General features: G+C 57.7%; 11 protein-coding genes. 1 reads left to right on the top strand and 10 read right to left on the bottom strand.

Annotated elements, in window-relative coordinates:
* Positions 1 to 24 precede the first annotated feature (24 nt).
* Positions 25 to 1,266 carry a PD-(D/E)XK nuclease family protein gene (locus AB1644_09915; protein MEW6051360.1) on the top strand — a complete coding sequence of 414 codons (1,242 nt, stop codon included), beginning with the start codon at positions 25 to 27 and terminating at the stop codon, positions 1,264 to 1,266.
* A 357-nt stretch (positions 1,267 to 1,623) separates the two neighbouring features.
* Here the strand turns inward: AB1644_09915 and AB1644_09920 are convergent, their stop codons facing one another.
* The 10 genes from AB1644_09920 to AB1644_09965 all read right to left on the bottom strand — a co-directional run bounded on the left by AB1644_09920 (position 1,624) and on the right by AB1644_09965 (position 14,402).
* A complete protein-coding gene (locus AB1644_09920; protein MEW6051361.1) occupies positions 1,624 to 2,346 on the bottom strand; it encodes a pseudouridine synthase in 723 nt (240 codons plus the stop codon).
* 54 nt (positions 2,347 to 2,400) lie between these two features.
* Positions 2,401 to 3,216, bottom strand: a complete 816-nt coding sequence (gene scpB / locus AB1644_09925; GenBank protein MEW6051362.1) for an SMC-Scp complex subunit ScpB — start codon at positions 3,214 to 3,216, stop codon at positions 2,401 to 2,403.
* 3 nt (positions 3,217 to 3,219) lie between these two features.
* A complete protein-coding gene (locus tag AB1644_09930; GenBank protein MEW6051363.1) occupies positions 3,220 to 4,020 on the bottom strand; it encodes a segregation/condensation protein A in 801 nt (266 codons plus the stop codon).
* On the bottom strand, positions 4,017 to 5,048 hold the full coding sequence (gene trpS / locus AB1644_09935; protein MEW6051364.1) for a tryptophan--tRNA ligase: 1,032 nt from the start codon (positions 5,046 to 5,048) through the stop codon (positions 4,017 to 4,019). Before trpS ends, AB1644_09930 begins: the two co-directional genes overlap by 4 nt.
* Before the next feature lie 302 nt (positions 5,049 to 5,350).
* Entirely contained in the window at positions 5,351 to 5,869 is a 519-nt protein-coding gene (locus AB1644_09940) for an HNH endonuclease (protein MEW6051365.1), read from the bottom strand.
* A gap of 108 nt (positions 5,870 to 5,977) precedes the next feature.
* Positions 5,978 to 8,605, bottom strand: coding sequence for an ATP-binding protein (locus AB1644_09945; GenBank protein ID MEW6051366.1), 2,628 nt, complete (start codon positions 8,603 to 8,605; stop codon positions 5,978 to 5,980).
* A gap of 34 nt (positions 8,606 to 8,639) precedes the next feature.
* A complete protein-coding gene (locus AB1644_09950) occupies positions 8,640 to 10,016 on the bottom strand; it encodes a sigma-54 dependent transcriptional regulator (GenBank protein MEW6051367.1) in 1,377 nt (458 codons plus the stop codon).
* 647 nt (positions 10,017 to 10,663) lie between these two features.
* Positions 10,664 to 11,128 carry a hypothetical protein gene (locus AB1644_09955; protein ID MEW6051368.1) on the bottom strand — a complete coding sequence of 155 codons (465 nt, stop codon included), beginning with the start codon at positions 11,126 to 11,128 and terminating at the stop codon, positions 10,664 to 10,666.
* A gap of 213 nt (positions 11,129 to 11,341) precedes the next feature.
* Complete coding sequence (locus AB1644_09960) at positions 11,342 to 12,010, bottom strand: thermonuclease family protein (protein ID MEW6051369.1); 669 nt, start codon at positions 12,008 to 12,010, stop codon at positions 11,342 to 11,344.
* Positions 11,994 to 14,402, bottom strand: coding sequence for an SMC family ATPase (locus AB1644_09965; GenBank protein ID MEW6051370.1), 2,409 nt, complete (start codon positions 14,400 to 14,402; stop codon positions 11,994 to 11,996). The genes AB1644_09960 and AB1644_09965 overlap by 17 nt, the downstream gene beginning before the upstream one ends.
* Between the last annotated feature and the right edge of the window lie 357 nt (positions 14,403 to 14,759).

Here is a 14,759-nt window from a genome sequence, read left to right on the forward strand (position 1 = left end):
GCAAGTCTTGCTTTATATTTCACCATGTTAAAATCCTTCAGCCATTCTGCCCTTAACACGTTTCAGGCCTGCCCGCGCCAGTTCAAGTTCCGCTATATCGACAAGCCCGATGTCCCCGAGATTCTCTCTGCCGATCTGTACCTGGGAAGTAGTGTCCACCTGGTACTGGCGCAATTGTATAAACGAGCCTCCGATGGCGTCCTGTGGCCCTTGCCCGATGCTCAATCAGCCTATCTTGCCGAATGGAACAAGCCGCGACGTGACCTGATCCGAGTCCCACAGGAACATATGACGGTCGACGATTATATCCGGCGCGGTCAGGAGATGTTGAGCGCCTTCTATAAAAGATATCAGCCGTTCAACAATGGCCGTCTGCTGGGAGTCGAGACCAACCTTCGTGCTACGCTGCCGGGCACGCTGTTTCGAATTAACGGCAAAGTCGACCGCCTCTGGCGACGCCCCGATAATGTTGTCGAGATAGCCGACTACAAGACCGGCAACCGGTTCCCCGCCGGTCCCCACGACAAGGGATTTTTCGGTCAGATGGCGTTCTATCAGATACTCGTTCAATGCACCTGGCCACAATTCACGAATATCGAGGTGGTTCAGTATTTCCTCAAACCGCAGGAGATTATCCCATATCGGTTTTCGCCCGAAGAGCTCGACCAGGCTACCGAAGATATTCGTCTGGCGATCAACGATATCCACAACGCCGCGCGACGCGACGATTTCCCCGCAACGGAGGGCAGCCACTGCAACTATTGCGACTACTTCAAGCTCTGCCCCGCCAAGCGCCACGAGTTGCTGCTTGCAGCCGAATCCGGGTCGGACGAAACCGCTGAACAAACTTCCATCCTGACAGCATCACGACTTGCCGACCGCTACATCGCCATCGATGCTCAGATCAAACAATTGGAGGCCGAAAGAGACGCTCTCAGAGACGACGTCATAAGGACCGCGAAGGAGCTTCAACTTGTGAAGCTCAGCGGGCAGGAGGGAGCGGTATCGGTAAAAGTGAGTCTCGATGAAAAGTTCATCGGCAAGTCCAAAGATGCCGACAAATTCGCGGAGCTTTCGTTTCTGGCCAGGCAGTTCCAGCTCGATGATTGCTTTAAGCTGGAAACGAACGCCCTGATGGACCTCTACGAAAAGCAGCGCCTCACTTCGGCGCAGGCCGAGGCGGTCAAACCATTTATTATCACCGAAGAATCCGCACGCGTCTCAATCCACCGCAGGAAGAAGGACCCATCAGAAGACGACAATTGAAGCTTCCGCAGGTTATCAATGAATCAAGCGCGAGTCATTGTGCGCGAAGCGAAGTTGAGCCGTAGGTCGTGGTTCCGAGGTCGCTTCGACCGAGAAACCCGACATTCCATTGGAACTCTGGGACAGGTGGGATAGGCGTAAGTCGGCGTTTCGAGCGGCCTAACGAACCGGAATCGTCAAGCTTTTCGCATTGAACATCGATACGGCACTCCGGCGTTCGACACGAATGGAGCGAGAAACCCGACATTGCATTTGGGGTCAGTGACAGGTGGCCCAGCCGCTTGCGGGTGGGATAGCAGTCGAATGTGAATGCATAGTTCACGCGACCGCATGAAACCACGACCTACAACACTTCCCTCACTTCAACCCCACCATTTCCATCAATCTCCTTACTTCGGAATCTGTCAGCAGCCGCCATTCGCCGAGCCCGAGCCCTTTGGCCTTGATCCCTGCAAAATCCACCCGCCGCAGTTGCTCCACGGCGTGCCCCACCAGCTTACACAACTGCTTCACTTCCCGCTTGCGCCCTTCGGTCAGAGTGAGACGGAGCCGAGTGCTTGTCTTCACGAATCCGAGAATATCGACCGATGCCTTCCCCGTAGCTCCGTCTTCAAGCTTGATGCCGTCTGCGATCCTGACGGCGTCCTCCGACTTGAATTGTCCCTTGACTCGTGCTTCATATACCTTCGGCACCTGGTATTTTGGATGCGCCAGTCGAAACGCCAGGTCACCGTCGTTGGTGAGGATCAAAACCCCTTCGGTGTCAAAATCGAGCCGTCCGACGGGATACACGCGGTGTGGCAGCTTTTTGAGAAACGTCGTTATGGTCTTTCGTCGAAACGGGTCCTTGAGTGTGGTCATGACGTTGGGGGGTTTGTTGAGCACCACGTAGATTTTCCGCTCGACCGGCTTTACCTCAAGACCGTCGACCAGAACCACGTCAGTGCTCTCTTCGATGACCGTACCCACCTTATCGAGCGCCACTCCGTTCACCCGCACCCGCCCCTCCTCGATCAGCGTCTCCGCGCCGCGGCGCGAAGTCACGCCACACAAAGAGAGAAATTTGTTGATACGGATCATGCTCATACCTCCGGGTTCGACTCGGGAAAGTGCGGGAGAATCGCCGAAGCGTGGCTATTTGGTGTCGCGATTGTGTGCTTCGGCGTGGGTGGTCGATTCAAGATCTTCGACTGAGACACGGGCGATCACAGGCTCAGTTCCCGACGCGCTCAGGTCTGTTTCGCCGTGTCTCTCGGTCTCGCCGCTATCTGAATCTGCAGGGACCGGTTCGTAATCGGGTTCATTCATTCGCGCGGCGCGGACCGGGTCAAACGTGCCGTCGGCGATGTTCAATTTCACATCACCGGCCGCCCCTGCCGTATCCGGCAACGCCAGCTCGACCTGTGAGCGCGGCTGCGATGCCGCGATGAGCTCCTCGATCTCGGACATTTTCGGCAGCGCCTCCAGACCGGACAAACCGAAGAACTTCAGGAACTCATCGGTCGTCCCGTACTGAAGCGGTTTGCCGACCGTGGATGCTCGGCCAACAATCGTGATGATGTTCTTCTCCATAAGCGTCTGGATCACGCCGTCAGCCGCCACGCCCCGGATGTGCTCAATCTCAGCCCTCGTCACCGGCTGCCGATAGGCGATTATGGCAAGCGTCTCCAACGCTGCCCGGGTCAGGCGCATCTTCCGCCGACGCGTGAACAGCTCCTCAACGTACCCGATGTAATCCGGCAAAATATGGAACTGATAGCCGCCCGCAATCTCGCGAATGCGAAACGATGAGCCCGCCTCCATGTAACGATTGTTGAGCGTGGCGATTGCCTCGTTCACCAGTGACGGCGTGGCGTCCTCAAGCAACTGCGTGATACGCCGTACCGGCAGCGGTTCCGGTGACGCCAACACCAGCGCTTCGATGATCGATATGAGAGAACCGTTATTCATAGCTTATACTTCCACCTGTTCGGTCAATTGCGTGTAGTCGATCGTGTCAGTGGCCAGCTGTGTCGCCTCGAAAAACTCCCCCCGGTACACGCGAAGCTCGGAGAACGGCATCGCCTGCATGATTCGAATGCGGCGTGTCCGCGCCAATTCGAGCAACGCGATGAAGGTCACCACCGCAATGATCCGTTTCGGCACATCGGCGAACAGTTCCTGAAACGTCGCCGACTCCCGCGCCTTCAAAAACAGCACCACCGCCTTGATGCGATCCTCGATCGATATCTCCTCAGGCACCACCTCGTGCACGATCTCCTCGCGCTGCGATGCCATTACGTCCTTGAAAGCGGCGAGCATATCGAACAGCGATGTCGCCGGACTCAGATCCACTTTCCCCTCAATCTTACCAAGCGGCGAGGGCGGCACGTAGGTTTGGTCTTCCAGAAGCGCCCGTTCGCGAAGCAGCTCACCGGCTTCTTTGTATTTCTTGTACTCGACCAGCGCCATGATCAGTTCTTCGCGCGGATCCTCTTCCTCAGGCTCGGACTCATCGCGCGGCAACAGAAGACGCGTCTTGATCCGGATTAGCGTCGCCGCCATCAGAATGAACTCGCCGGCGACCTCCAGATTCAAGGTTTGCATCAGCTCAAGGTATTTCAGGTACTGCGACGTGACCTTCGCGATCGGGATGTCGTATATGTCGACTTCCTCCTTGCGGATCAGGTACAACAGCAAATCCAGCGGGCCGGAGAATACCTCCAGATTGACCTTGTAGTCGCTCGTGAATGTCTCGACGGCAGCGTCCATCATTTCTTCTTCCGATAGTTTGTCTTCATTCGGTCACGCACCTTCTCCATAACGTTCTGCGCGCGCGTACGTGCCCGGTCGGCGCCGGTTTTCAGAACGTCCCAGACGAAATCCGGCCGCTTCAGCAGCTCCGTTCGGCGCTCGCGGATCGGCCGAAGTGCCGTATTCAAATTATACACCAGCTTCATCTTGCAGTCCACGCATCCGAGTTCGCCGGTCTTGCAGGGAGGCGCGATCAGATGCTCGGCATCCGGCGTGTAAATACGGTGAAGCAAATAAATGGGACATTTCTCGGGATGCCCCGGGTCCCCTTTGCGCACTTTCTTGGGGTCAGTGTAGAACGTCTTCAGTCGCTTCTCTGTCTGACTCTCGCTGAACTCGATCGGAATGTGGTTGTCGTACGACTTGGACATCTTCCGATTATCCGAACCGAGGATCAGCGGGATGTCAGTGAACAGTGCTTCCGGCTCTACAAACGTCTTACCGTAGATGGCATTGAACCGTTTCGCCAGATCATTGGCCAGCCAGACATGCTTCTCCTGATCTTTTCCCACGGGGACCTTGTGTGCGTTGTAAAGACAAATGTCCGCCGCCTGAAGCACCGGATACCCCAAAAAACCATAGGAATCCAGTTGGTCCTTCTTCTCCAAATAGGTCGGCAGCCGCTTGAGCGTGGGAACGGTGATCAGCATTGAGAAAATGAGATGCAGCTCGGCGTGCTCTTTGACCTCCGACTGGACAAAGATAGCGCACTTCTCCGGGTCGAGCCCCACTGCCAAAAAATCCACCGCCATCTGATAAATCTTGTCTTTCAATCCGGCTGTGCTCTCGAACTCTGAGGTCAGCGAATGCCAGTCCACAATGCACGTGTACATCCAATATTGGTCTTGCAGGCGGACCCAGTTCCGAAGCGCTCCCTCCAGATTGCCGATATGCAGCGCACCGGTCGGTTGCATGCCGGAAAGAATCGTCTCTTTCTTTGGTAGGGACGGATGACTCTCGATGCTCTGCGCTTTCTGTGTCTCGGTCATAGTACACCCTTGGCGGGACTGTCGATGGTACGCCCGGCATCCATTCAAATCAACTAAAAATCCCGGCGCTCAAAATCTCCGCAGGACGACTGGGGCAAACTGTTTGTGGTCCTACCGCTTCACCCGTTACTGTTCCGGCGGTTCTCGCTCGCCCGAGACTGAGACAGGTCATGCCATACTTTGTAGTGACAGCGATGTCGAGGGCGAGTGTGAACAGCCGGTCAAACGTCCGACTGAGGCTAATATCGATGCAACCGTTGCCGGAGCAAACCCTCCCCCGGCAATGCGGCAATACTAACGGGCTAATCCATGAAGAGGTATCGGCGCCAGCGAACGTCGGAGACGCCAATATATCGCTGAATGAAATGAATATGCGTGGGCCGAGTGGGACGGCGCACCAGCGTCAGGCCCGCTTTTTCTGGTGTCCGATCCCCTTTTCTGTTGTTACAGTCGACGCACGCACAGACTAAGTTTTCCCAACTGTCCTTGCCATGCATGGTCTTGGGCATCACGTGGTCCACGGTCATCGGTCCCCGGCTCGTGCCGCAGTATTGGCAGCGGTGACCGTCTCGCATCAGGATGTTCTTGCGCGTCAACATGATCCGTTTGAACGGCACCTTCTTGTACTGCCAGAGCCGTACAACCGACGGCAGCGGGAAACTGCGGTTGACGCTATGAATCTTGAAACCGTCAGCCGTCTCAATCATCTCGGCCTTCCCTTGAAACAACAGCAGGAAGGCGCGGCGAGCCGTACAGACGGTCAGCGGCTCGTAGTTCTGATTGAGCATCAGCACATTGCGGGTAATCAGCGAGCTACTCATACAGCATGTATAACACGGGCTCCCGTGAGCAGGTGCTATTAAAGCCGTAAGTTAGCGGTGATTGACGCCAAGTCAACAGGAATCTGCCGACAACCGCGTCCGAGTTGTTCATCTGCTTGCAGTTGAGACACTTTGAGGTGCCTCCCGATTCATCCCGATCGAGCGCGTCGTGCGATCCAATTCCAGGCGAACCGCTTTCGCCAACTGCTCGCGAGTGTACGGCTTCCGCACGAATTCGCCCGCTCCCAATTGCTGCATCTCGTCCACGCGCTCCGTAGGCGAGAACCCGCTCACGATGATCGCCTTCTGATTTGGCCGCACCTTCAGGATCTCCTGGTACGTCACCAGTCCGTCGTACTCCGACCCCATAATCATGTCCAGCACCACCAGCTCCGGCGGCTGTTCCATCACCAGGCGAACCGCCTCGCGCCCTTCGGCGGCCGCGACTGTTTGATATCCCAGACTTTTCAGCAACAGCGAGGTCATCTGACGCTGCTCGACATCGTCATCGACGATCAGGATCGTTTCCGACCCGCCGAATGCTGTGGCCTCACTGACCTTTCGGTCCTGACCATCGGCGAACAGCGGAAACAACAGCGAGAAACGGGTGCCGTCCCCCGGCGATGATACGATGTCGTAGAATCCCCGGTGGTCTTTGACGATGCCATACACCACGGCCAGCCCCAACCCCGTGCCGCTTCGCCCCATCTTCTTCTTGGAATAATACGGCTCGAATATCTTATCGATATCTTCGTGCGAGATGCCGACTCCCGTATCTTCGACCGTAAGCACGACATATTCCCCCTTCTGGATAGGGCTGTTGCCGCTCGCCAGCTTGGTCACTTTGGAACGGCGTGTCCTCAGCGTGAGCTGTCCGCCCCGCGGCATGGCGTCGAAGGCATTGACCACAAGATTCATCAGCGCAGTAGAAAGATGGCTGGCCGAGCCGTTCACCCGAAGTTTCTCGGTTGACAGATCGATCACAGGCCGCACGAGCGGGCTCCGCTCGCAGAGGTCCAGATAACTGGGCGAATTCACATACGCCTCCACCACCTCATTCAGATCGATCGGCTCCATCTCATAGCGACCACGTCGCGCCAGCGTCAGAAGGTCGTATATGATCGCCGCCGCCTGCGACGCCGCCTTCTTGACCGTCATCACCTGCCCCTTCACCGGGCTGTCGACAGGCAGCTTCTCCAGAATGAGATCCGGATACGCCACCAGCGGCCCCAGGGTGTTGTTCAGGTCATGCGCCACTCCACCGGCCAGCATCGCCAGCGATTCCATCCGTTGTGCTTTGTCCAGCTGCGTTTGGAGTTGCTCACGCTCAAGCTGTGATTTCCATCGCTCCGTCACATCCCGCGCCACTCCCACGATCCCGGCCACTTTGCCGTTGTGGAAATACGGCTGCTCGCTCACCTCCAGCCGTATCCGCTGCCCCTGTTTGTGGTATATCTCCACCATGTAGGGAGCCGAGATGGTACCGTCGCGAAGCGTCTTCTCTGTATGCTCCACCACCTTCAGGTTGATCGGGTCATCCGTGAGATAGGTGGTATAGTGCTTAAACCATTCCTCCGGAGTGAAACCGGTGACGGTCTCGACCGACGGGGACATGTAGTGGAACACGCCGTAGGTATCGTGCCGATACAGGAAATCGCGCGTATTCTCCAGAAGCAGTCGCTGCTCCTCCAGAAGGGACTCATGCGACCTGGTCAACTCGATCAACGCTTCCTCGGCTCGTGCCCGCTCCCCTATCTCCTTGATCAGATCCCGCTTCTGTGAGAAGAACTGCGACACCAGGGACGACACGCGGCCAAACTCCGACCTGTCCTTCTCCAGTCCGGCCGTCAACGCTGCATCCTCATGGGCAAGCGCGGCAGAGATCATTGCCAACGGTCGAGTCACCCACCAGTACACGCTACAGCCGAGAAGGACAAGGAAGGCAGCTGCGAACAGCACCACGGTCCACATCTGGTTCGCCATCGCGCCGTACAGCTCTTTGAGAAAGTGCGACTCTGTCTCCCCGCAGAGCCGCCCAAGCGGTGTGCCATCAGCCTGTCTCAAGCGGTACGTGTACCGAACCATGCCCATCGACGGGTCGGATTCCCACATCTCCTGGCCTTGCCCGTTCACCTCAAGATGTAGCCGGGCGTCGGCGTAATGCGTCAATGCAGCCAGATAGTCAGCGTCCCAGTATCGGGCCGCAAACAAGTATCCGTACGGGTCGGACCTCCGGACGCTGTCGGCTGTCGGTTGAATCGGCGCTCCGATCACCTCCCATACACTGGAGTCCGAGATCGCAAAATAATGGCGGAAATTGTCCCCTGTGGTTCCGGACGATACTTGCGCCGACATGATGAGCGCTTCGGGCGCTGTGCCGCTTGCGTCCTGCCGCGAACTGTAAACGAGTGATCGATCCGGCCTCAAGACCCACAACGCCGCCGCCCCGTGCGTACCGAGCGGAAGGTCAAGATGCTCTTTGGCCCATTGACGGTCTCCTGTCGCCATGAACAGGACTATGTCATCGCCCCGGGAGTATTCCTTCGCCAGCGTGGTGAGGGGCGCCGTTCTCAACTCGACCATCCGCTGCAGATTGGCCGCCATGTCGGCTTCGCGAACGGTCAGGACTTCTGCGATATCGCTCTTCTCGTCAAAATACAGATACGACAACCCGGCCAGGAAACATACCAGAAACGCCACAAACACTAAGTGAAATCTTGCCTGTACTGTTTTCATGGCGTGACTATACTCTCCCGAATCGCCGTTGTGCTCAACCGGCGTTCAGTTCCTGGTCAATGCCGTATCGCTTGATTTTGTCGAACAGCGTCGTGTAATCGATTTTCAGAATCTGCGCGCACTTCCGCTTGTTGCCTCGTACCTGCTTGAGCACACGGAGTATCGTTGCCCGCTCAGCCGCCATCTGGGCCTGTGCCCCGATCTCTTTCAGACCGGCACCCTCGCGAAGCTGCACTTCTTCGGTCCGCTGCAGACGGATCGCCAACTGGTCGGGCGTGATCTTCCGGCCTTCGCTCAGAATCACCGCTCGCTCGATCGTGTTCTCAAGTTCGCGGACGTTCCCCGGCCAATGATATTTCTCGATAAGGGTCAGCGCCTCTTTGCTCACTGTCTTCACCGGTTTTTTCATATCGCGGCAGTATTTCTCGACGAAATATTCGGTCAGCGCCGGAAGATCATCGCGGCGTTCCCGGAGCGGCGGGATTACCAGCGGAAACACTGACAACCGATAGTACAGATCCTCGCGGAACTTCTTGGCCGCGATCAATTGCGACAGGTCCATATTGGAAGCTGCGATCACCCGCACGTCCACGTCGACCGTCTTGGTCCCGCCCAGCCGCTCGAAGTTCTTCTGTTGCAAAACCCGCAGAAGTTTCGCCTGGAGCGCCAGTTCCATGTCGCCGATCTCATCAAGGAAGACTGTCCCGCCATTCGCAATCTCGAACTTCCCCATCTTGCGGGCGTATGCTCCGGTGAACGCTCCCCTCTCGGAACCGAACAACTCGTTTTCAAGCAGCTCATGGGGAATGGCGGCACAATTGATCGCTATATACGCCCCCCCTTTTCGCATAGACAATGAGTGGATCGCCCGGGCGAACAGTTCCTTGCCGGTGCCGGACTCCCCTTGCAGCAGAACGGAGGCATCGCTCTTGGCAACTTTCTGAATCATGGCCGCCAGTTCCACCATCTTCTCATTCTTGCCGATGATACTGCTCAGACCGGACGTATCCAGAAGCTCCTCGCGCAACAGAGTATTCTCTGCAACCAGTCGCCGATTTTCAAGCGCCCGATTGACCAGGACGCACAGATGTTCGGTATCGAACGGCTTGGTGAGAAAATCATACGCACCGTTTTTCATCGCCGTCACCGCGTCTTCAATCGTCCCGTACGCGGTCATGACAATCACGGCGGTCTCGCCGTCCAGATCCTTGATCTGCGACAGCACTTCCAGCCCGCCCACATCCGGCATCTTCAGATCGGTAAGTACCAGGTCGTAGGTTTTGTTGCGCACCAGATCGAGCCCCTTCTTGCCGTCCTCGGCCTCGTCTACCCGGTGTCCTTCCTCCCGAAGCGTCTCGGTGAGCATGTTCCGCATGGAGTCTTTATCATCGATGACAAGAATATTGGGCATGTGTACACCTCGATAATCCCGGTCCGGACCGGTATATTTCTCGACCCACCTTCCAGCTGGACCAACCCGCTGCCCGTCCTTGTATCCCGTCAGGTCGTTGACCCGACAAACGAGCGGTCCACGTCAACATCCCATATATCGGATTCTCCCCCCACCCATTGACCTCAAACGCTGCTGAATTTTAGAACAGGCTCGGCCGGTTCGACCGCAAATACTCACGGGACTCTGCCTTGCCGAGCTCTTCCCGTTCCGCCAGGTCCTGATCCCCTGAGGCATTCAGCCGAAGGGGATTGTGACCTGGCGGTTCTCGTGCCACCGTATCGGATTTTGTGGTGTCGGGCGTCCCCGCCCGACACCCGCTTCGACCCGAACGAACCGTCAGGCCGGGACGCCTGACGGCACACTGAAATCATCTTCCCCTCTCCCCCCGGGGAGAGGGTTAGGGTGAGGGGCTTGCAGGCAGCCCGCTCCGGGCTGGACCCCAGCTTTCGCTGGGGTGACAAAAAGGAGGCTGGGGCGACAAGGAGGAGCCTGGGGGATAAGCGTGGGGAGTGAATGGCGGCATCCCCCGTTCCGCTGGGTCTTGATCCCCTGAGGCGTTCAGCCGAAGGGGATTGTGACCTGACGGCAACCAGTGACTCGATCCACTAATCGCGGCTCACGTACGCCGTACGCACGCTTCCGCAACTCTCGGCTTTGAGAAAATATCTCCCTCTCGGAAACTGAATAAGGTCAACCCGGCTGAAATCCAGCGTCAGCTTGTAGTAGCCGGGCGAAAGGTCTTTCACCAGCAGTGGTCGAAGTAACCGTTGGCGACCATCGAACAGATTCACTGCGGTCGGGCAACCCGAACGGACCACCTGAAACACTATCGATGGTGACTGCCGCGCTTCTCGTATAGGTCTGGTCAGCAGAAACGAATCGACCCGTTGCGAGCGAATAAGTGTGTAGAGGCTGTCCGTCGCCACGATCTGCGGGTCCACCCAGGTCGTTTCCCAGGTCCCTTGTCCTTCTGCTCGCTCTTCTCCCGGTCCCCCCCGCCCGCGACCGCATCCTCCTAAGAAAACGAGGAGCAATAGAATTCCAGAGACGATGTAAGCAAACAGTCTCATAAGCCGAACATTATACACGCAACGAAAGTCGTCAAGAGTTGCGTCGGTGAATATCTTGTCCACGGTTTCGGCGGGTCCTGCTTGCCCGGGACCATGCGGCGCTCCATCTTCTTGCTCATCATTAAGTGTTGAGGGCGAGTGTGACCCGCCGATTCAGGAGTTCGTGTCAAAGCAGGCATGCCCAAGAGCCACGAATCGAAGTCACGGAAACTCCTACGGCTTGCAATTCCGGCACGGTGACAACCCCTCCGCCAGCCCTTCCTCACGACTCGCAAACGTCCGGTAATGCCCCTCTCTCAGCTTGCGAATATCGGCGCATCCGGGTCGATGTAGTCGGAACGACCCTTCGGTCGCCAGATACTCCTTCTCCCGCTCACGCCGCACCGACCAGAGCCCTACCTTCCGCTCTATGGCACGCCGTTGTGCAGCCAGTAGTTGACGGTATTCATCGCGCTGCAAGTTGTCATCCTTGAACAAGTACACATACGCCAGCCCACTGTCCACCAGCATGCGATTGACGAACAGGGTGTCATCAACAAACGCAAACCCGAGCATCCGGCCGTACCTATCGCGCCGCTGCCGGTCATACTCTATACGCAACGGCCGCTCCCGGGTCAGACGTGCCAGGAGCCCCAACGCCTCATCATGGAACGGCTCCCTTTTCTCCGGCGTGTCGATAGCCAGAAGCCGGAGCCTGTCGCCACCGGTCAATTCTACGGTGTCGCCGTCGATCACCTTGCGGACCGTGAACCGGTCGGCCGGCTTTCGCTCATGCCCGACCTTCTCGACCAGCCGGTACGACACGATCAGCACGGCGATCACCAGGACCACCAGCGTGGTCAGCCAGCGTCTCGATTTGCGTCGTCTACGCGCGGCTGCCATTGCGCCTCACGTCGGACCAGCCGAGGCCCGTCGGCAACACGTCGTACAGCACTTCCACCCGGTCTTTTATTTCCGGGATATGCGTAATCAGGAGTATTTGCGGAAAGCGATTCTTCAACCCGGACAGCCCCTTCAGGATCAACTCCCGGCGGATATCATCTTGCGAAGCAAACACCTCATCGAGGATCACAAACGAGCTGCTCAACCCGGCCGCTTCGGTCAGCGACAGCGAGATCGCCAGCCGAAGACACAGGTTCGCCAGATCCTTTTCGCCGCCGGAGAACCGGTCGATGCCGAAAAACTGACCAGTGTCCAGGATCCGAATGTTGTACTCCTCGTCAAGCTCTATCAGATTATATCGACCGTCGGTCATCTCATCGATAAGCTGACCGGCAATCTCTCCCAGCCTTGGCCGAATCCGTGCGATAAGAAGCTCCCGAAATTCCGTCAACAGCCCCCCCAATTTGACACCGTAATAAAGACCGTCGCGGCACGCCTCCAGTTCCTTTTGAGCTGCCTCCAGGCGCACCAATTCCTCTTCCTTGTCCGCAAGTTCTTGCCGCGCCAGTTCGAGATCTCGGCTCACTGCGATCTGCCCGGCCCGGGCATTCTCAAGCTTCTTCTGCGCATCTTCAAGCTGCCGAGCAGCAAGCGCAAATGCCGTCTCATCAAAGCCAACTTTGGTCAGGTCTTCCTGCTGCCGTTTCAGATCAGCATCCGCGACACGGAGTTTCTCCGCCACCTCTACGATGTCCGCCTCCACTTTCCCGAGGTGCGAAACAAACCCCGCCAGCCGGTCGTGCTCTTGCCGCGCGGATTCGAGCTGTTTCAGCCGAGCCTCGACCGTCGCGAATTGCCGCGCGTCGAACGTCACCTCGCCAATCTCAAGCAGTCGCCGCTGGAGTCGTTCCAACTCGTCGATGAGTTGTCTCAATCGCTCCGCCAGTGTCGATTCCTCCGCCCACAAACTTGTCAGCTTGACTTCTATTTCGAACCTTCGCTTGCTCTGCCGCTCCCAGTCCTCGACCTGCCCCTTCAGGACCTTGCCGCTCCCTTTGAGTGTCTCCAACTCCGCGCGCATAGTCCTCTCAGCCTTGAGCGTCTCCGCAAGCTCCGCCTCGAGATGCGCCTTGATCATCGGCAGGTCGTTGCCGTACGGACGGCGGCACCGGTCGCAGACCGTGTCCGGCCCGATTCGGTCTATCGAGACCACCTGCTTTTTGAGTTTCCCGATCTCGGCAGCATGCGCTTCCACGCGCCCGTTTAGTTTGGCGAACTGCTCCCGCGCTTGCTCCAACTGTTGCTTCCCCTCCGCCAGTTTCTTGTCGAGTTCGGGTACTAACCCCTGCCGCTCCTGATCGAGCCTGGATATTTCCGTCTGCAAGGTTTGCAGCTTGCCCACAACTAATTGCCGGTCCTGCTCAGATCGAACATGTTGCGTGGCCAGTTCTGTCTTGAGAGCAGCCCGGGCTTTCGCCTGTTTCAGATTCTCAAGTTCTACCGTAACGATTGGGAGCTGCGCCAGTGACGGTGCCAGTGTCTCAAGCGCGCTCCGGCTCTCGATCATCTGTTGCTTCTGGCTTGTCAACCCCTGATACTGCTCGGACAAATGCTCCCGTCCCTTGCGTGCTCCGTCGATGGCCGCTGTCAGTCGGGAGCATTCTGCTTTCTTCGCCTCATGCTCCCGGAAGCACGTTGTCAGCGTGGTAGTTGCGGCCTCCGCTTGCGCCTGCTCCTGCGTGCGCGCCAATACCAGCTCGTACAGCTTAACGGATTGCTCTTTGAGGAACGCCACTCTCGCCGCCACTGTCTCCTGCGACGGCAACAGCCGCTCCAGCGATTCCTTTCGCCCCTCCGTGACCTTCATCTCTTCTTTGAGTCGCTGAATCCCCTTGTCCAGTCGCTCGATACCAAGCATCCCGGCCAAGTGGTCCCGCCGTTTCGACGGCTGCAGATCCGAGAGCGCGTTTAACTCCTGTTGGCGCGCCAAAAATGACGTCAGAAACCCCCGCCAGTCCAGCCCCAAAAGCTGCCCTACATACCCCTTAGTTTCAAGACTCCCCACCGATTCTGGCTTCCCATCTCGGAGCAGCTCCACTTCAGACCGCTCCGTCTTGCCGATCAATCGCCGTACCACCGTGTACGTCTGGTCGTGGAGCACAAACGTCAGCCGCACCTCGGCATTCTCGGCGGGAGCAGCATAGGTCGCCTTGATCTCGTCCTTGCCGGAGCGGGCCACCTGGTTGCCATAGAGCGCCCAGGAGATCGCTTCTATAATGGAGGATTTCCCCGCCCCGTTGGGGCCGATTATCCCGATCACCGCATCCGGAAACTCGAAATGCGCCTCTTTGATGACCCGGAAATTCGTGATGTCCAGTGAAACCAGCCGCATGGTGCCACAACTACCGGAGTTGTGGTCAGCCTGTCAAGCCGGAACCCGGGCAAGGGGCCAGATGTGACGTACGAAGCCGAATACCGTGAACGGCACACGTCCTCGTGTGCCGACAGGCTTGTAGGTCAAGGCCGGGTGCCGGGTGCCCCACCCGCTTGCGGGTGGGTTCCTCGTGCAGACCCGGAGGTCTGCCGTTCACGTGCCGGGGGTGGTGTGGGGCGTCCCCGCCCGACACTTTTCGCGAGCTCGTGTAGGTCAAGACCCCACCAGAGGCCAAACAGGGGTAGGGGTCTTGACATCAACCGCCACCGATGCTCCCCCGAATCGTCAAAACCCCTCTCCAAAAATCCTCCGTTG

Source organism: Candidatus Zixiibacteriota bacterium (genome assembly GCA_040753875.1).
In the GTDB taxonomy this organism is placed as follows: Bacteria; Zixibacteria; MSB-5A5; order GN15; family FEB-12; genus DATKJY01.